The organism is Actinotalea ferrariae CF5-4, from assembly GCF_000603945.1.
GTDB lineage: Bacteria > Actinomycetota > Actinomycetes > Actinomycetales > Cellulomonadaceae > Actinotalea > Actinotalea ferrariae.
The window spans coordinates 1-17,485 of sequence record NZ_AXCW01000093.1; the positions used below are offsets into that span (position 1 = coordinate 1).

15 protein-coding genes and 1 pseudogene are annotated in these 17,485 nt (G+C 73.6%); 6 read left to right on the plus strand and 10 right to left on the minus strand.

Features of this window, described 5'->3' with window-relative positions:
• Both N866_RS09980 and N866_RS09985 read right to left on the minus strand, forming a co-directional pair.
• A pseudogene (locus N866_RS09980) lies at positions 1-542 on the minus strand (hypothetical protein); the annotation flags it as partial.
• Positions 539-1,114: a hypothetical protein gene (locus tag N866_RS09985; RefSeq protein ID WP_155855288.1), complete on the minus strand. Its 576-nt coding sequence runs from the start codon at positions 1,112-1,114 to the stop codon at positions 539-541. The gene N866_RS09985 and the pseudogene N866_RS09980, both read right to left, overlap by 4 nt.
• A gap of 192 nt (positions 1,115-1,306) precedes the next feature.
• Between N866_RS09985 and N866_RS09990 the strand changes: the two genes are divergently transcribed.
• From N866_RS09990 to N866_RS10000, 3 genes are read left to right on the plus strand one after another with little or no spacing between them, the layout of a single operon-like run.
• On the plus strand, positions 1,307-2,479 hold the full coding sequence (locus N866_RS09990; protein WP_052022803.1) for a sensor histidine kinase: 1,173 nt from the start codon (positions 1,307-1,309) through the stop codon (positions 2,477-2,479).
• Positions 2,476-3,144 (plus strand): response regulator, encoded by a 669-nt coding sequence (locus N866_RS09995; RefSeq protein ID WP_034225916.1) that lies wholly within the window; start codon positions 2,476-2,478, stop codon positions 3,142-3,144. Before N866_RS09990 ends, N866_RS09995 begins: the two co-directional genes overlap by 4 nt.
• Positions 3,145-3,172: 28 nt before the next feature.
• A complete protein-coding gene (locus N866_RS10000; RefSeq protein ID WP_081802531.1) occupies positions 3,173-3,775 on the plus strand; it encodes a nitroreductase/quinone reductase family protein in 603 nt (200 codons plus the stop codon).
• Here N866_RS10000 and N866_RS10005 read toward each other — a convergent pair.
• Entirely contained in the window at positions 3,732-4,598 is an 867-nt protein-coding gene (locus tag N866_RS10005; protein ID WP_162177308.1) for a GNAT family N-acetyltransferase, read from the minus strand. The two genes, N866_RS10000 and N866_RS10005, sit on opposite strands and share 44 nt — an antisense overlap.
• A gap of 549 nt (positions 4,599-5,147) precedes the next feature.
• Here N866_RS10005 and N866_RS10010 point away from each other — a divergent pair.
• The 3 genes from N866_RS10010 to add are packed head-to-tail and all read left to right on the plus strand — an operon-like array spanning position 5,148 to position 8,055.
• On the plus strand, positions 5,148-6,248 hold the full coding sequence (locus N866_RS10010; protein WP_216699426.1) for a phosphotriesterase family protein: 1,101 nt from the start codon (positions 5,148-5,150) through the stop codon (positions 6,246-6,248).
• A gap of 20 nt (positions 6,249-6,268) precedes the next feature.
• Positions 6,269-7,012 (plus strand): glutamine amidotransferase, encoded by a 744-nt coding sequence (locus tag N866_RS10015; protein ID WP_034225920.1) that lies wholly within the window; start codon positions 6,269-6,271, stop codon positions 7,010-7,012.
• Positions 6,994-8,055, plus strand: a complete 1,062-nt coding sequence (gene add / locus N866_RS10020) for an adenosine deaminase (protein ID WP_052022812.1) — start codon at positions 6,994-6,996, stop codon at positions 8,053-8,055. The genes N866_RS10015 and add overlap by 19 nt, the downstream gene beginning before the upstream one ends.
• Positions 8,056-8,064: 9 nt before the next feature.
• Here add and N866_RS10025 read toward each other — a convergent pair whose 3' ends face one another.
• From N866_RS10025 to N866_RS21370, 7 genes are all read right to left on the minus strand, one after another.
• Positions 8,065-8,304 (minus strand): hypothetical protein, encoded by a 240-nt coding sequence (locus tag N866_RS10025; protein ID WP_034225923.1) that lies wholly within the window; start codon positions 8,302-8,304, stop codon positions 8,065-8,067.
• 96 nt (positions 8,305-8,400) lie between these two features.
• On the minus strand, positions 8,401-9,168 hold the full coding sequence (narI, locus tag N866_RS10030; RefSeq protein WP_034225926.1) for a respiratory nitrate reductase subunit gamma: 768 nt from the start codon (positions 9,166-9,168) through the stop codon (positions 8,401-8,403).
• Positions 9,165-9,842 carry a nitrate reductase molybdenum cofactor assembly chaperone gene (narJ, locus tag N866_RS10035; protein WP_052022815.1) on the minus strand — a complete coding sequence of 226 codons (678 nt, stop codon included), beginning with the start codon at positions 9,840-9,842 and terminating at the stop codon, positions 9,165-9,167. The genes narI and narJ overlap by 4 nt, the downstream gene beginning before the upstream one ends.
• Positions 9,839-11,662 (minus strand): nitrate reductase subunit beta, encoded by a 1,824-nt coding sequence (gene narH, locus N866_RS10040; RefSeq protein WP_081802533.1) that lies wholly within the window; start codon positions 11,660-11,662, stop codon positions 9,839-9,841. Before narH ends, narJ begins: the two co-directional genes overlap by 4 nt.
• 88 nt (positions 11,663-11,750) lie before the next feature.
• The gene (locus tag N866_RS10045) at positions 11,751-15,500 is read right to left on the minus strand and encodes a nitrate reductase subunit alpha (protein WP_052022817.1); all 3,750 of its coding nucleotides are present in this window, start codon (positions 15,498-15,500) and stop codon (positions 11,751-11,753) included.
• Positions 15,501-15,609: 109 nt separating this feature from the next.
• Positions 15,610-16,929: an MFS transporter gene (locus N866_RS10050; RefSeq protein ID WP_052022820.1), complete on the minus strand. Its 1,320-nt coding sequence runs from the start codon at positions 16,927-16,929 to the stop codon at positions 15,610-15,612.
• Positions 16,930-17,150: 221 nt separating this feature from the next.
• The coding region (locus tag N866_RS21370) for a helix-turn-helix domain-containing protein (protein WP_483756948.1) at positions 17,151-17,485 on the minus strand (335 nt) is incomplete at its 5' end.

Here is a 17,485-nt window from a genome sequence, read left to right on the forward strand (position 1 = left end):
GTCGCCGCGGCACCCGGCTGCGTCCCCGACGGGGCGGCGTTCCGTGCGGCCGGCTGCACGCCCGCGGCGGCGCGCCGGGCCAGGGCGGCACCCCACAGGGCGGCGACGACCATCGGCAGGAGGATGACCAGGCCGTCGAAGCCGCGGCCGGCGACCATCACCAGGACGGCGTAGAGGCTGTCGAACCGCCGGGCGTCCACGGTCGGCCCCTGCTCCCCGAGCCGGAGGATCTCGAGCACGCCGGCGAGAAGCACAGGTCCCGCGAGAGCGGCCCAGCGGCTGCGCAGCAGCAGTCCCGCCGCGAACCCGACGACGACGGCGGTCGTCAGCGCCGCGAGGGACTGCCCGGTGGTCATCGGTCCCCGCGGCATGGCCAGGCCCAGGCCCACGCCGGCGGCGGCGACCAGGACGACGGACGAGGCCGCCCGGACCAGGGGCGTGACCGCCGCTGCCCGGACGAGCCACGGCGGCCGAGGCGTCGTCGGGGGCGTCCCGGTGCCCGACGCCCGTGGAGCCGACGTGCTGGTCGTGGTGGTGCTCATCGTCCTGCCTCCGGTCCGGTGCTGCTGCTGCGGTGTGCGGTGCGCGCCGCCAGGGCGAGCGCGGTGACGAGGGTGAGGACGGCGACGGCGGCGGGCGTCAGGAGGGCACGCAGGCCGGCGCGGGCCACGTCCTCCCCCACGGCCAGCCGCACGTCGTCGGGCACGGCCTCCTCGGTGGCCAGTGCGTAGAGGCCGGGCTCCTCGGCCTCCAGCCGCCCGACGCCGGTACCCAGGACGTCGTCCCGGCCCCCGACGAGGTCGGCGGGCACGTCGTAGCGGAGGTCGGCGACGGGGCCCAGGTCGACCGGGCCGCCGTCCGGGGCGGTGACGGACACGGCGCCGAGCGCGCCGGGCGTCGTGCCCTCGACGTAGAGGACGTACTCCCCCGCGTCCAGCTCGACCGCCTCCCCCGGCACGGCACGGACGAAGGCGCTCGGCGCGTCGAGCCGGTCCAGGACGACGACGCCGCCCCAGACGCCGGCACCGGCGACGCCGACCACGGCCAGGACGGCGGCGGTCACGTACCCCCGCCGCGCGGTGCGCTCGACGGGACGTCGGCCGGTGAGGGTCATGGTCTGCTCCTTCGCACGGGTGGCTTCCTGCTCCTCAGCCTCGCCGTCGGGGCGGTCGCCGTCGTCGGTCGTGGGGCCGGACCTCGGCCGCGTCCCGGGCCCCATGGCGGGACCGGTCTCCGCCTGCGGGCAGAGGCCGCCCTGGGCCCTGGGACCGATGCCGTCCGCAGGCGCGCTGGCTACCGTCGAGGAGTGGAGACGTGGGAGCGGCTGCGCCGGCTCGACGTCGAGCGCCCCTGGCTGCTCGACGCCGTCCTCGCCGCGCTGCTCTTCACCGGCGCAGCGGTCTCGGCGGCCGTCGGGGACCCGACGCGACCGCCGGACCGGACCTACCTGCTCCTCGTCGCGGTCGGGGCCCTGCCGTACGCGGTGCGTCGGCTGGCGCCGCTCCCCGTGCTCCTCCTCGCCTCGGTCGCCGTCCTGACCGTGCTGGCGCTCGGCTACACCTCGGCGGTGATCGGGTCCGGGCTGTTCCTCGCCGTCTACACCGTGGCGGCGTGGCGCAGCGCCCGTCAGACCGCCGTCGCCGCGGCGTACGTCGTCGTGCTGCTCGCGCTGCTCGTGGTCGTGGCGCCGCAGAAGGCGGAGTTCGGTGAGATGGCGACCAACGCCGCGCTGTTCGCGGGGGCGATCGCGTTCGGTCGCAGCATGAACGACCGCCGTCGCACCACGGCGCTGCTCGCGGACAGGGCGGAGCTCGCCGAGCGCGCCCGGGCCGAGGAGGCCCGACGCGCCATCAGCGAGGAGCGGCTGCGGATCGCCCAGGAGCTGCACGACGTCGTCGGGCACTCCCTGGGCGTCATCGCCCTCCAGGCGCAGGTGGGTGCGCACGTCCTCGAGGAGGACCCGGCCGAGGCGCGGGCCGCGCTCGTCGCGGTGTCGCAGACCAGCCGGTCTGCCCTGGGTGAGGTCAGGCGCATCCTCGGCGCGCTGCGGACCGACGGCGAGGGCTACCGCCCGCAGCCCGGGCTGGACGACCTGGAGGACCTGGCCGCGGAGCTGCGGGCCGCCGGGGTGCCCGTCGAGCTGCGGATGACCGGCTCCCCCGACCCCGTGCCCGCGGCCCTCGCGCTGACCGCCTACCGGCTGGTCCAGGAGTCGCTGACGAACGTCGTGCGCCACGCGGGCGGCGCCGCGGCGACGGTCACGGTGACGCGCGGCGCGGAGGCCCTGGACGTCGAGGTGACCGACGACGGGCCTCCCGCCCCGCGCCCCCGTGGCATGGAGGCCCCCGGCGGCCACGGCCAGCTGGGCATGCGCGAGCGCGTGGCCGTCTGGGGCGGCACGCTCGAGGCAGGCCCCCGACCCGACGGCGGGTACCGCGTGCACGCCGTCCTGCCGCTGGAGGAGGCGAGGTCCCGATGATCCGGGTCGCCGTGGTCGACGACGAGGCGCTGGTCCGTCGCGGCCTGTCCGTGCTCCTGCGCAGCGAGCCGGACATCGACGTCGTCGGGGAGGCGCCCGACGGCGCCGCGGCCGTCGCCCTGGCGCGGCGCGAGCACCCCGACGTCGTGCTCATGGACATCCGGATGCCCCGCGTCGACGGCCTGACGGCGACCCTGCACCTCGCCGCCGACCCGGCGACCGCCGGCACCCGGGTGCTGATCCTCACGACGTTCGACCTCGACGAGCACGTGTTCGCGGCCATGCGGGCCGGCGCCAGCGGCTTCCTGCCCAAGGACACGGCACCGGAGGACCTGCTCCAGGCGATCCGCGTCGTCGCCCGGGGCGACGCCCTGCTCTCCCCGTCCGCGACCCGGCGGCTCGTCGAGGAGTTCGTGCGCCACACCCCGGCGGCACCGGCCGGCCGACCCGCCGGCGTCGACCAGCTCACCGAGCGCGAGGTGGAGGTGCTGCGCCTCGTCGCCGCCGGCCTGTCCAACGCCGAGCTCGCGGAGCGGCTCGTCGTCAGCTACAGCACCGTCAAGACGCACGTCAGCAACCTGCTCATGAAGCTCGACGCCCGGGACCGCGCCCAGCTCGTGATGCTGGCGTACGAGGCCGGCCTCGTGGTCCCGGGAGGCCGCTGATCCCCGCGCTCACACCCAGGAGGACGTCATGACTCATCGGCTCCGCACGGCAGCACTCGTGGTCGGAACGGGCGCGGTGCTGGCCGCCGTCGCCCGGCGCCTGCGCGAGCGGTCGCCGCAGGACGCGACCACGCGGCCCGCCGTCGAGGTCGCGCACCCCCCGCGGGCCGTGGTCCGGGCGAGCAACCCGGTCGTCCGCTGGATGCTCGCGTCACCCCGACGGATGGGCGGAGCCGGGGACGCGCTGCTGCTGCTCCACGTGACCGGCCGTCGCACCGGTGCCGTCTACGACGTCCCGGTGGGCTACCACCCGGCCGACGACGGCCGGCTCACCGTCGTCACCGACGCCGGCTGGCGGGTCAACCTGCGCGGGCGCCCCGACGTCGAGGTCACCCTCAAGGGCGTGCGGCGCGCGGCACGGGCGGAGCTGGTCGAGGACCCGGACGTCGTCGCCGACGTCTACGAGAGCCTCCTGGACGAGGAGGACCCGCGGGGCTCGGCGCGACGGCTCGGGCTGCGCCTCGCGCAGGAGCGGGTGCCCGACCACGCGGACCTGGCCGGGCTGACCCGGCGGGAGCACCTGTGCGTCATCCACCTCGACGTGGACGAGGCGTTCCCGCGGAGCGCCTGACTCCCGGCACGCCACCCGCCGACGCCGGTCCGACGTCCGCGCCGGCGCGCGAGCGGCCCCACCGGACTCCTCGCTCCCGCAACGCCGCGTGCAGGGCGTCGCGGCCCGTCGTCCCCACCCCCTCCCACGCCGTGACCTCCGCCGTGCTGTAGCGGTGCATCTCCTCCAGGTGCGCGACGCCGTGGGAGCGCAGGGCCTCCAGGGCCGGCGTCGCGACACGGCCCTCGAGCACCCCGACGGGCGTGGGCACGGCGGGCGCCTTCGCGGGGAACGTCGCGTCGAACGCCGCGACGTCGGCGGGGTCGATCCGGAAGGCGGCGTCCTCGTGGAACTCCCCGTGCACGTCGTCGAGGCCGCCCGGCACGAGCGCCAGCGCCATGAGCGCGTCGAACGTCGCCCCGCCTGGCGCCGTGATGCCGACCGCGGCGCCGCGGACGAACCCGAAGCGCGGGTAGTAGTCCGGGTGCCCGTAGACGAGGACGGCGCGGTGCCCGAGCGCTGCTGCCTCGCCGAGGGTGTGACGCATCAGGGCGCAGCCGAGGCCGGAGCCCTGGTACGACGGGTGGACGGTCAACGGACCGAAGGTGAGGACGTCCCACGACCGGTCGCGCCCGACCACCCGGGCGCGCGTGTAGATGACGTGCCCGACGACGACCCCGTCGACCTCCGCGACCACGTCGAGCTCCGGCACCACGGACGGCGACCCCCGCAGGCGGTGGACCAGGAGGTGCTCGTCGCAGCCCGGACCGCTCATGCCCCAGAACGCCTCGCGGGTGACCTCCTCCACCGTCCGGCGGTCGGACGGCGTCTCCCTCCTCAGCACCACTCGCATCGGACCCTCACGTCCTCCCTCGCGGGGGCGGACCCGAGCGGTGGACGCACCCCGCGGGGCGCCCTGACGCACGCCCCGACGGCCCCTCGGGCCCCGCAGCGCCGCACAGCCCGAGACTACGGCGACGACGTCCGTGGCCAGGGGGACGAAGGTCGCTGCGGCCTCCGCCCGGCCCGGCCCTCGTCCGGGTGTGCCACGTTGACCGCCCGCCACCGTCCGGTGTAGACAGACGGCACCCGAAGCTCGTGTAGTCCTCTACGCGCCCGGGGCCTCGACGAGGAGGTCGGGATCGGTGCATCGCACCACCGGGGCTGCGCCCCCATCGCCCTGGCAGGGTTCCGCGGGCCACGGCTCCGCCAGATCCGCACGTCCCTGACGCCGCGCCCGGCCGGTCGCACCGGTCCCGGCAGCCGGTCGGATCCCTGCCCGGCTCCCGCCGGCACCGCCTCGCCCGCGCGCACCCGCCGGCCGACGTCACCCCGCACCCTGCGCCCGACGGCGGACCCTGCCGCGCGGCGAGCTGACGAGAGGAAGACCCCTGTGACCACGACTCCCGACGACGACCCTGCAGCCCGCACCCCCGGGACACCGGTGACCGTGCAGACGGTGCTCGGCACCGTGCCGGTCACCGAGCTGGGCATGACGCTGACCCACGAGCACCTCTTCAACGACCTGTCGGAGGCCGTCCACCCGGGCGTCCGCGCCTTCGGTCCGGCGCTGGCGACCGCGACGGTGTCACCGCAGATCGCCTGGCTGCTGCGGGAGGACCCGTACGCGTGCCCCGACAACTGCGGGATCGGCCCGGAGCACGTCGAGACCGTCGCGGAGGAGCTCGGCCTCTTCCGTGAGGCCGGCGGCCGTACGGTCGTCAACAACACCACCGGGACGGGCCGGCACCCCGCCGCGCTCGTCGAGGTCGCCGAGCGGACAGGCCTCAACGTCGTCATGGCGGGCGGCTGGTGCCTGGCGCACGGGGACGACGACCGCTTCACGGCGGCCGACGTCGACCGGATGGTCGAGGAGCTCGTCGCCGAGGCGGAGGAGGGTGTCGCCCTGCCCGACGGTCGCCGCGTGCGCGTCGGCGTGATCGGGGAGATCGGCGTCGGGCCGCGGTTCACCCCGGCCGAACGCGTGACGCTGATCGCGTCCTGCCGGGGCCAGGTCGCGACGGGCCTCCCCCTCCTGGTGCACCTGCCCGGCTGGCAGCGCCGGGGCCACGAGGTGGTGGACGTCGCCCTCGCGGAGGGCGTGGACCCGTCGGCGCTCGTGCTGTGCCACATGGACCCCTCGGGCAAGGACACGACCTACCAGCGGGAGCTCGCCGAGCGGGGCGTCTGGCTCGAGTTCGACATGATCGGCATGCCGTTCAACTTCCCGGGCGAGGGGCAGTCCCCCTCGGTGGAGGACTCCGTCGACGCCGTCGCCGGACTGGTGCGTGACGGCTGGGCGGACCGGCTGCTGCTCTCCCAGGACACCTTCCTCAAGGCCATGTGGACCCGGAACGCGGGCAACGGCTACGCGTTCGTCCCGACCGCCTTCCTGCCCCGCCTCGTCGACGCGGGCGTCCCGGCCGAGGTCGCCGCCGCCCTCCTCACCCGCAACCCCGCCGCCCTGTTCACCGCCGCCGCCCGCGCGGTCTGACCCTCCCCGAGGAGCACCTCATGGCCACCGTCCTCGTCATCGGCGAGTCCTGGTTCGTCCACTCGATCCACCAGAAGGGATTCGACTCCTTCACGTCGTCGGAGTACGAGGAGGGCGGCACGGCCTTCCTCGAGGCCCTGCGCTCCCGCGGCCACGACGTCACGTACGTCCCGTCGCACACGATCCCCGAGCGCGTCCCGACGGACGTCGCGGCGATGGCCGCGTACGACGTCGTCGTCATCTCCGACGTGGGGGCGAACAGCTTCCAGCTGCCGCCGGAGACGTTCGGCTCCTCCATCCCCTCGCCGGACCGCAGCGAGGTGGTCCGGGCGCACGTGGAGCGCGGGGGCGCGGTGCTCATGGTCGGCGGGTACCTCACGTTCAGCGGCATCGACGCGCGCGCCCGCTGGGGGCGCACGCCCCTGGCCGCGGCGCTCCCGGTGCACGTCCTGGACCGCGACGACCGCGTCGAGACGCCCGCCGGGGTCACACCCCGGGTGGTCGGGGAGCACGACGTCGTCGCGGGGCTGGACGCGACCTGGCCGGCCCTGCTCGGCCTCAACGAGGTCGTGCCCAAGGACGACGCGGTCGTCCTGGCGTCCTGCGGCGAGCACCCGCTCCTCGTCATCGGCACGTACGGCGCCGGCCGGTCCGCGGCGTTCACCTCCGACATCGCCCCGCACTGGGCGCCGCCGGAGTTCCTCGCCTGGGACGGCTACGCCGAGCTGTTCGACCGGCTCGTCACGTGGCTGGCCGCCGCGTGACGGGGAGCACGCCGAGCACGCCGAGCACCCCGTCGAGCACCCCGGCGAGCACCGTGGACGTCCTGCGGGCCATGCCCAAGGTCGAGCTGCACTGCCATCTCGAGGGGTGCGTCCGGCCGGAGACGTTCGTGGAGCTCGCCCGCCGGGAGGGCATCCCGCTGCCCAGCGACGACCCGGCCCGGGTGTACGAGTACCACGACATGGCGAGCTTCATGGTCGTCTTCGAGCGGCTGAGCGCCTCGCTCGTGTCGCCCGACGACTTCGCGCGGATCACCTACGAGGCGCTCGTGGACGCGGCCCGGACGTCGAACGTCGTCTACCGGGAGATGTTCCTCAACCCGACCCTGCACCCGCTGCCCTACCGGGACCTGCTCGCCGGCGTGACGGACGGCGCCGAGCAGGCCCGCCGGGAGACCGGGATCGTCACGCGGCTCATCCCGTCGGTGTTCCGCGCCCACAGCCCCGGGCTGGCGGCCGCGATGGCCCGGGACGCCGTGGCGGGCTCGCGCGACCTCGTCGTCGGGCTCGGGATGGACGGGGACGAGACGACCGGCGCCCCGGCGGACTTCGTCGAGGCGTACGCGGTGGCCCGCGACGGCGGCCTGCACGTGACCGCACACGCGGGAGAGCGCTTCTCCGCCCAGGAGGTGCGCGACACGCTGGACCTGCTGGGCTGCACCCGGGTCGACCACGGCTACGGGATCGTCGGGGACCCGGCGCTGGTGCGGCGCGTCCGCGACTCCGGGGTGCACGTCACCTACGCCTGGCTGTCGACGACGTACAACTACCACGGCCCCGTGGCGGAGCACCCCTTCCTCCGGATGCGCGAGGCGGGGCTGTCCATGTCCCTCGGCAGCGACGACCCGGCCATGGGGGGCACCGACCTCGCCGGCGACTACGTGGCGGTCTCGGACGCCCTCGGCTTCTCGGCCGAGGAGATGGTGCGGCAGAACCTCGACGCGTGGGAGGCGTCCTGGCTCACCGGTGCGGACCGCGAGGCCGTCCGGGCCCGGCTCTGGGACCGCGTGCCGCCGACGGCGTGACAGCCATGCTCAGGCCGGGCGGACCCGGTCCTCGGGCACCCACGCGTTCCACGGTGACCGCCCGGGCAGGTGCTGCTGCACGCAGACGTACCCGGGGGCCCTCGCGATGGCGAAGGCCTGGACCGTGATGCGGTGGCCGCCGTACGTCTCGGTCGTCACCACCGCCCGGCGCGGCGGGGCGAGCATCGCCGGGCCCTGGGGGTCGGCGTGCGTGACGAGCCAGCCCGAGTAGTGGGGTGCCGCTGCCATGGGTCCATGGTCCACCCGACCTCCGACACGCGACAGCGCCGCCTCCCGAGGGGAGGCGGCGCTGTCGCGTCGGGCCGACGTCGGACGGGGCGGCGCTCAGCGGCGGCCGGTGCGCTCCGGACGGCGCTCGCTGCGCTCCCAGCCAGGACGGGAGGCCCGGGAGCCCAGCCGGTCCGGCCGCGAGCGGTAGACGACGTAGGGGCGCCACATGTACCCCAGCGGCACGCTGAACACGTGGACGAGCCGCGTGAACGGCCACAGCGCGAACAGGAAGAACGCGGCCAGGGCGTGCAGCTGGAAGCCGATCGGCGCGTCCGCCATGAGCTCCGGCCGGATGTCGAAGCGGAAGATGCCGCGGAACCAGACCGAGACCCCGTCGCGGTAGTCGTAGTGGCCGCCGAGGTTGAGGATCGACCCGGCGATCGTGTTCCACATGCCGGTGAAGATGACCGTCGCCAGCACGAGGTACATGAACTTGTCCATGCGCGTCGTGGCGCTGAACACCGGCCCGACGGTCCGGCGCCGGTAGATCAGCAGCGCCATGCCGACCACCGTGGAGATCCCGGCGACGGCGCCGATCGAGATCGCCAGGAAGTGGTAGATCTCGTCGGTCATCCCGACCGCCCGGGTCCAGGCCTTGGGGATGCCCAGGCCCATGACGTGGCCGAGGAAGACGGCGAGGATCCCGAAGTGGAACAGCGGGCTCGCCCACCGCAGCAGCCGGCTCTCGTACAGCTGGGACGAGCGCGTCGTCCAGCCGAACTTGTCGTACCGGTAGCGCCACACGTGCCCGAGGACGAACACGGCGAGGCAGACGTAGGGGAAGACGACCCACAGGAGGATGTCGGTGGTCGAGGTGGTCATCGGCGGGCTCCCGTCAAGGGCATCTCGGGTGAGGCGGCGAACGGTTCGAGGCCGACGTCCTCGTCGGGCGGCCCCTCGGCCGCGAGACGGGCGACGGCCTCGCGGTCCTCGCCGGCGAGGGGCGGCAGGGTCGCGCTGACGGCGACGAGCACGTCGGCCCACGGCGAGCCGGCGTCCACGAGGGCCAGGCGCAGGAGCTCCAGCCCCGCGCGGTGCGCGAGCAGGAGGGCGATCCCGGCCGCGCGGCCGTCGTCGTCGGTGGTGGCGCAGAACTCCAGGACCACGGCGAGGTGGTCCGGGAGCTCGTCCGCGGCGACCTCGAAGCCCGCACGCCGGTACGCCTGCTTGAACTCCACCAGGGCGACGCCGCGCTTGCGGGTGTCGCCGTAGGCGAAGTAGGTGAGGAACAGGCTGCAGCGCCGCTTGAGGTCGAAGGTCGCGACGTACTCGCTCTCGAGCTCCCCCACGGGCGTGGTCGCCAGGTGGTCGACCGCCCGCAGGAGCGGCGCCGCCAGCTCCGGCCGCACCTCCGTCAGGGCGGCGCGGACCGTCGGCAGCATGCCGACCAGCTCCTCGCCGGGGTAGTCCAGCAGCAGGGCCGCGACCCGGTGCACGACGGCGTGCTCACGTGTGGCGCGCCGTCGTGCGACCGCCAGCCGCTCGACGCGGTTCACGACGAGCCGCCCGGGGATGCGCCCCCGCCGGGCCCGGTGCCCGAGCGCGGTGCGGTCCCGGTACCGGCCGGGCCGGACTCGCTCCCGCCCGCGGGCAGCGGCTGCACGACCTCCGCCCCGGTGGACTCCGCGTCGCGCAGCTGCGGTCCGTCCGCCGGGTCCCCGTCGTCCCGCGGCGGGAACATGCCCGAGGGCCTGCCCTTGCCGTCCCAGTTGAGGAGGTTGACCCGGGCCTTGCGCGTCGAGGGGTCCGCGACCGTGTCCGACGTCTGCCGCTGCTGGAGCATGTGGAAGTTCTCCACGGCGATCGGGTCGGCGAACCCGGGGCCGGAGCCCTCGCCGAACGGGCCGGACCCGCCCATGCCGGGGCCGCCCTCGTAGTCCAGGGAGCACTCCGTCGCGAGCTCCTCGAGGCTGTGCGCCTGCTCGGCGTGCGCGCTGGGGATGACGTAACGCTCGTCGTACTTGGCGATGGCCAGGAGGCGGTACATCTCCTGCATGGCGGACTCGGTCATGCCGACCGCGGCCGGGATGCTCGGGTCGGGGTCCCGGCCGAGGTTGATGTCCCGCATGTAGGAGCGCATCGCCGCCAGCCGCTGGAGCACGGCCGTCACCGGCACCGTGTCCCCCGCGGTGAAGAGCTCGGCGAGGTACTCCACCGGGATCCGGAGGGTGTCGATCGCCGCGAAGAGGTTGCGGGCCGCCTCCGAGTCCTCCCCCGTCTCCGCGATGGCGTCGACCACGGGCGACAGCGGGGGGATGTACCAGACCATCGGCATCGTCCGGTACTCGGGGTGCAGCGGCAGGGCCACCTCGTAATCGTGGATGAGGCGCCAGATCGGCGAGCGCTGCGCCGCGTCGACCCAGTCGCGCGGGATCCCCGCGCGCTCGGCCTCGCGGACGACCTGGGGGTCGTGCGGGTCGAGCAGGACGCTGCGCTGGGCGGCGAGCAGCTTGTGCTCGTCCGGCTCCGAGGCCGCCTCCAGGACCCGGTCGGCGTCGTAGAGGACCAGGCCGATGTACCGGAGCCGCCCGACGCACGTCTCGGAGCAGACGGTCGGCAGGCCGACCTCGATGCGCGGGAAGCAGAACGTGCACTTCTCGGCCTTGCCGGTCCGGTGGTTGAAGTAGACCTTCTTGTACGGGCAGCCCGTGACGCACTTGCGCCACCCGCGGCACTTGTCCTGGTCCACCAGGACGATGCCGTCCTCGGCCCGCTTGTAGATCGCGCCGGAGGGGCAGGACGCCGCGCAGGACGGGTTGAGGCAGTGCTCGCAGATGCGGGGCAGGTAGAACATGAAGGTCTGCTCGAACTCGAGCTTGATCTTGTCCGACACCTGCTTGAGGACGGGGTCCTGCGACGCGAGCGCCGGGCCGCCGCCGAGGTTGTCGTCCCAGTTCGCCGACCAGGAGACGTTCATGTTCTCGCCGGTCAGGAGGGACTTCGGCCGCGCGACAGGGGTGTGCTCCTGCAGCGGCGCGTTCGTGAGGTTCTCGTAGTCGTACGTCCACGGCTCGTAGTACTGGCCGATCGACGGCTGCTTCGGGCTCGCGAAGATCGTGAGCAGGTTCTTCAACCGGCCGCCGGCCTTGAGCTGGAGGCGACCGCGCTTGGTCAGCGTCCAGCCGCCCTGCCACGTCTCCTGGTCCTCGTACGTGCGGGGGTAGCCCTGCCCGGGCCGGGTCTCCACGTTGTTGAACCAGACGTACTCGGTGCCGGCGCGGTTCGTCCACGCCTGCTTGCACGTGACCGAGCAGGTGTGGCACCCGATGCACTTGTCCAGGTTCATGACCATGGCCATCTGGGCCATCACCCTCATCGGGTCACCGTCCTCTCGGCCGTGCGGCTGGTGCGGGCAGGGGGTGCGGGTGGGGCCTGCACCGGGTCGGGGGCGGTCAGATCGGGCATCAGTACTGCACCTCCTGGCTGCGACGGCGGATCACGGTGACCTCGTCGCGCTGGTTCCCGGTCGGGCCGAGGTAGTTGAATGCGTAGGACAGCTGGGCGTACCCGCCGATGAGGTGGCTGGGCTTGACCAGCAGCCGCGTCAGCGAGTTGTGGATGCCGCCGCGCTTGCCGGTCGTCTCCGACAGGGGCACGTCGATGAGCCGGTCCTGGGCGTGGTGCATGTACACCGTGCCCTCCGGCATGCGGTGCGACACGACCGCCCGGGCGACGACGACGCCGTTGCGGTTGACCGCCTCGATCCAGTCGTTGTCCGCCACGCCGACCTTCGCCGCGTCGATGTCGCTCATCCAGATCGTCGGGCCGCCGCGGGACAGCGACAGCATGAAGAGGTTGTCCTGGTACTCGGAGTGGATGGACCACTTGTTGTGCGGGGTGAGGTAGCGGACGGTGATGCCGGCGCTTCCCGCCGCCCCCGTCCCGCTGAGCTCCGGCTCCCCGAACAAGGCCCCCATGTCCAGCGGCGGCCGGAAGACCGGCAGGTTCTCCCCGAGCTCGGTCATCCAGTCGTGGTCGAGGAAGAAGTGCTGGCGACCGCTCAGCGTGTGCCACGGACGCAGCCGCTCGACGTTGATGGTGAAGGGCGAGTAGCGCCGCCCGCCGTGCTCCGAGCCGGACCACTCCGGCGACGTGATGACCGGCACCGGCGCCGCCTGGGTGTCGGTGAAGGTGATCTGCTTGCCCTCGTGCTCGGCGGCCATGTCGGCCATCGGGCGTCCGGTGCGCTTCTCCAGCGTGTGGAAGCCCTGGACCGCCAGCCGGCCGTTCGTCGTGCCGGACAGCGCGAGGATCGCCTCGCACGCGTGCACGTCGCGCGTCAGGGCGGGACGCCCGTCCGCGACGCCGCCGGGGGTGTTCCGCACGACGCCGTTCTTGCGGGCGAGGTAGTCCACCTCCTTGTCGACCTGGTAGGTGATGCCCTTGGTCGTCGTGCCGAGCTTCTCCAGCAGCGGGCCGAGCGCGCCGAGCTTCGCGGCGACCGCGCCGTAGTCGCGCTCGATGACCACGAGCTTCGGCATCGTGCGACCCGGCACCGGCTCGCACTCGCCCTTCTTCCAGTCCAGGACGCGGCCGTGGGGCGTGGCGAGCTCGTCGGGCGTGTCGTGCATGAGCGGCACGGCGACGACGTCGTTGCGGACCCCGAGGTGCTGCGCGCCGAGCTCGCTGAACCGTCGCGCGAGCGTGTGGAAGATGTCGAAGTCGGTGCGCGTCTGCCACGGCGGTGCGATCGCCGGGCTGAAGGAGTTCACGAACGGGTGCATGTCCGTCGTGTTGAGGTCGTGCTTCTCGTACCAGGTCGCCGCCGGCAGCACGACGTCGGAGTAGATGGTCGTGCTCGTCATGCGGAAGTCCAGGGACAGCAGCAGGTCGAGCTTGCCGGTGGGGGCCTCGTCGCGCCAGACCACGTCGCGCGGCCGGGCCGAGGGCGGCGCCTCGGTGGCCCGCATGTTGGAGTCGGTGCCGAGCAGGTGGTGCAGGAAGTACTCGTTGCCCTTGCCGGAGCTGCCGAGCAGGTTCGCCCGCCAGACCGTCAGGACGCGCGGGAAGTTCTCCGGCGCGTCGGGGTCCTCGGCGGCGAACCGCAGCTCGCCCGACTTGAGCCGCGCGGGCACGTACTCCCCGACGGGGACGCCCTCCCGCTCGGCGTCGTCGGCGAGGTCCAGCGGGTTGCGGTCGAAGGTGGGGTACGACGGCATCCAGCCGAGGCGCGCGGACATCGCGATGACGTCCGCCGTCGTCATGCCCGCGAGCTTGCTGCGCGCGGGGTCCGTCGTGGCGGAGGAGAGGGCGTCCGCCCCGAACGGGTCGTACCGGTACTGGTCGGTGTTGAGGTACCAGTAGGCGGTCTGGATCATGGTGCGTCCCGGCCGCGCCCAGTCCAGCGCGAAGGCGTAGTGCCCGTGGCCCGTGACGGGGCGGCACTTCTCCTGGCCGACGTAGTGCGCCCAGCCGCCGCCGTTCACGCCCTGGCAGCCCGTGAGGGTCGTCAGGGCGAGGAACGCGCGGTAGATCGTGTCGGAGTGGAACCAGTGGTTCGTGCCGGCGCCCATGAGGATCATCGAGCGGCCGCGCGAGTCCTCGGCGTTCTGCGCGAACTCGCGCCCGATCCGCTCCGCCTTGGCCGCCGGGACCCCGGTGAAGCGCTCCTGCCACGCCGGGGTGCACGGCTCGTCGGCGTCGTCGTAGCCGGTCGGCCACTGGCCCGGCAGACCGGCACGGCCCACGCCGTACTGGGCCAGGACCAGGTCGAAGACGGTCGTGACGAGGTGCCCGCCCACGCGCCGGACGGGCACGCCGCGGGTGATGGTGCGGCCGTTGCCGTCGAGGGTGTCGAACCGCGGCAGGTGGACCTCGACCGCACCCTCCGACGCGGCGTCGTCGGCCATGGTGAGCAGCGGGTCGACGTCGCCGAGGTCGAGGTTCCAGCGTCCCGCCCCGGCCTCGCCGTAGTGGAACCCGAGCGAGCCGCCCGGCACGACGGGCATGCCGGTGGCCCCGTCGACCAGCACGGTCTTGAAGGCGGCGTTCTCGGACTGCGCCTCGGCACCCGGCAGGTCCGCCGCGGTGAGGAACTTGCCCGGGACGAACGCGCCGTCGGCCTCGTCCAGCCGGATGAGGAAGGGCAGGTCGGTGTACTTCTTGACGTAGTCGGTGAAGTACGGGACCTGGCGCTCCACGAAGAACTCGCGCAGCGTGACGTGCCCCATCGCCATCGCGAGGGCACCGTCGGTCCCGGGCCGGGCGGCGAGCCACTCGTCCGCGAACTTGACGTTGTCGGCGTAGTCGGGCGCGACGACGACGACCTTCTGGCCGCGGTAGCGGGCCTCGGTCATCCAGTGCGCGTCGGGCGTGCGCGTCACGGGGACGTTGGAGCCCCACATGATCAGGTAGCCGGCGTCCCACCAGTCCCCCGACTCGGGGACGTCCGTCTGGTCGCCGAAGACCTGCGGGGAGGCCACGGGCAGGTCGGCGTACCAGTCGTAGAAGGACAGCATCGGAGCGCCGAGCAGGGCGTGGTACCGCGCCCCCACGCCGTGGGACACCATGGACATCGCCGGGATCGGCGAGAAGCCGGCCACGCGGTCCGGCCCGTAGGTCCGGATGGTGTGGACCTGCGCGGCGGCCGCGATCTCGGTCGCCTCGTCCCAGGTGGCCCGCACGAGGCCGCCCTTGCCGCGGGCCGCCTTGTACCGGCGGGCCTTCTCCGGGTCCTCGACGATGCTCGCCCACGCCACGACCGGGTCGCCCGTGGCGGCCTTGGCCTCCCGGTACATCTGGAGCAGGAGGCCCCGGACGTACGGGTACCGGATGCGCGTCGGGGAGTAGGTGTACCAGCTGAAGGCCGCGCCACGGGGGCAGCCGCGGGGCTCGTACTCCGGGCGGTCCGGGCCGACGGACGGGTAGTCGGTCTGCTGGGACTCCCAGGTGATGATCCCGTCCTTGACGTAGACCTTCCAGGAGCACGACCCGGTGCAGTTGACGCCGTGGGTCGAGCGCACGACCTTGTCGTGGCTCCACCGGTCCCGGTAGAAGCCGTCCGCGTCCCGGCCGCCGATCTGGTGCAGCGTGCGCAGGTCGTGGGAGACCTCGCCCTTGCGCAGGTACCGGCCCAGCCTCAGCAGGGCGTCGGACGCGGGGCCGTCCAGCCCTGCCGCTCCGGTGCCCTCGGTCGGCGTGACGGTCGGGTTCATGGGTGCTCCCTCGCGTGGTGGTGCGGCATGCGGGCGGTTCGGTCGAGCTGTTCGGGTGGGGCCGGCCGGCGGGGCCGGGCGGAGCGCCCAGCCTCGCCGACCGCCGGGGTCAGCCGGGCTTCGGCGCGCCGGGGCGGGCGTAGAAGACCCAGGCCAGCACGGTGCAGACCGCGAAGTACACGGCCGCACCGATGAAGAAGGTCCGCGGCGCCATCGCGGCGAGGGCCATGCCGACGAGGAACGGCCCGAACGCGGCGATCGACGCGGTCCAGCCGATGACGCCGCCGGCCTGGCGCTTGGGGAAGATCATCGGCATCTGCTTGAAGGTCCCGGCGTTGCCGACCCCGGCGAAGAAGAACAGCGACAGCATCCCGACGAGGAACCAGGTGAACTGGCCGCGGTCGGTCGGCGACAGGAAGAACGCCGCGAAGACCGTGCTGATCGTCATCCCGACGCCGGAGACGAACGTCCACACCGCACCGCCGAAGCGGTCGCAGAGCGGCCCCATGAGCGCGCGGATGAGCGACCCGATGAGGGGGCCCAGGAAGGCGAACTTCAGGGGGTCGGGAGCATCGGCGAAGCTGCCGTACTCGCTGCGGATGATGAGGGCGAGCTGCGCCGCGAAGCCGCTGAAGGCGCCGAAGGTCATGACGTAGATCGCCGTCATGATCCACGTGTGCTTGTCCCCGAAGATGTCCAGCTGCTCACGGAAGTTCGCGGTGACCGGGACCCGCTTGAGGAAGAGCGCGGACAGCACCACGCCCAGCAGGACCCACGGGATGAGGACGAGCGCGGCGTTGTGCAGCCAGATCTCCCCGCCGTCCACGGTCTGCTGGGGGGCGAAGATCCCCGCCGTCCCGAGGAGGGCGAACCCGATGACCCAGGGGGTGAGGAACTGGATGAGGCTGACGCCGAAGTTCCCGAGCCCGGCCTGCAGGCCCAGGGCCGTGCCGGCCAGCCGCTTGGGGAAGAAGTAGCTGGTCGACGGCATGAAACCGGAGAACGCGCCGCCGCCGATGCCGACCGCCGCGGCCAGCGCCAGGAGCACCCAGTAGGGGGTGGTCGGGTCCTGCAGCGCGATCATCCAGCCGATGAGCGGGAGCACCATGAGGGTCGCCGTGCCGCCGACGAGCGTCTTGGTCCCCAGCATCGCCGGCAGGAACATGTAGACGATCCGCAGGAGACCGCCGGCGAGCCCCGGCACGGCGACGAGCCAGTAGAGCTGGGAGTCGCTCAGCCCGAACCCGATGAGGTTCAGCCGGGGTGCGATGGCGCTGACGAGGAACCACAGCGCGAAGCACAGGGTCAGGTTGAACGTCGTGACCCACAGCGTCCGCCACGCGAACCTGCTGTCCCACGCCTCCGGGTGCTCGGGGTCCCACTGGGACAGGTCAGCCCGTGTCCTCCGGGCCGGTCGGGCCGTCACCATGGTTCCTCCTCGCTCCCAGGACGGACGCTCCGTCCCGACGCTGAGTGTGGGCGCGCACCGCGCGCTCGCCCTACCGCCGACCGCCGTGTCAAAGCTCTCTCCCCCCGTCGAGGATCACCTGTGATCCGCGTGACGACGCTATCGCGGACGAGGACGTCCGCAAGTCCCTCTGCACCGGGTTCGGGTGGTACCACCCGGTCCCGCTCCTCACGGCCCGCTGCTCAGCGGTTCAGGTGCAGGACGCAGTGGCCGGGGCCGACGAACGGCTCCAGCCGCTCGGCCCGGACCGGCCCCTCCTCGCAGGCGAGGACGCCGCGCGCCACACCGAGGTGGACGCTGCACACCATCTCCGTGCGCTCCTGCGCCATCGGCAGGAAGGGGCAGTCGCGCAGGTGCATCCGGCGCCCGTCCGGGTCGAGCTGGGGCGCGAGGCCGAGGTCCTCCAGGTGCGTCTCGAGCAGGGCGAGCTGGCGCCGCGCCGCGGCCGACGTCGCGTCGTCGTCGGCCGTGCCGACCGGTGCGCCGGTGCCGCCGGGGCGCGCGGCGTCGCGGTCGT

Bases quoted from the DNA above. Each gene is read 5' to 3' on its own strand.
- N866_RS09985 (WP_155855288.1), bottom strand. From the start codon at position 1,114: ATGACCCTCACCGGCCGACGTCCCGTCGAGCGCACCGCGCGGCGGGGG.
- N866_RS09995 (WP_034225916.1), top strand. From the start codon at position 2,476: ATGATCCGGGTCGCCGTGGTCGACGACGAGGCGCTGGTCCGTCGCGGC.
- N866_RS10000 (WP_081802531.1), top strand. From the start codon at position 3,173: ATGACTCATCGGCTCCGCACGGCAGCACTCGTGGTCGGAACGGGCGCG.
- N866_RS10015 (WP_034225920.1), top strand. From the start codon at position 6,269: ATGGCCACCGTCCTCGTCATCGGCGAGTCCTGGTTCGTCCACTCGATC.
- N866_RS10025 (WP_034225923.1), bottom strand. From the start codon at position 8,304: ATGGCAGCGGCACCCCACTACTCGGGCTGGCTCGTCACGCACGCCGAC.
- narI (WP_034225926.1), bottom strand. From the start codon at position 9,168: ATGACCACCTCGACCACCGACATCCTCCTGTGGGTCGTCTTCCCCTAC.
- narH (WP_081802533.1), bottom strand. From the start codon at position 11,662: ATGAGGGTGATGGCCCAGATGGCCATGGTCATGAACCTGGACAAGTGC.
- N866_RS10045 (WP_052022817.1), bottom strand. From the start codon at position 15,500: ATGAACCCGACCGTCACGCCGACCGAGGGCACCGGAGCGGCAGGGCTG.
- N866_RS10050 (WP_052022820.1), bottom strand. From the start codon at position 16,929: ATGGTGACGGCCCGACCGGCCCGGAGGACACGGGCTGACCTGTCCCAG.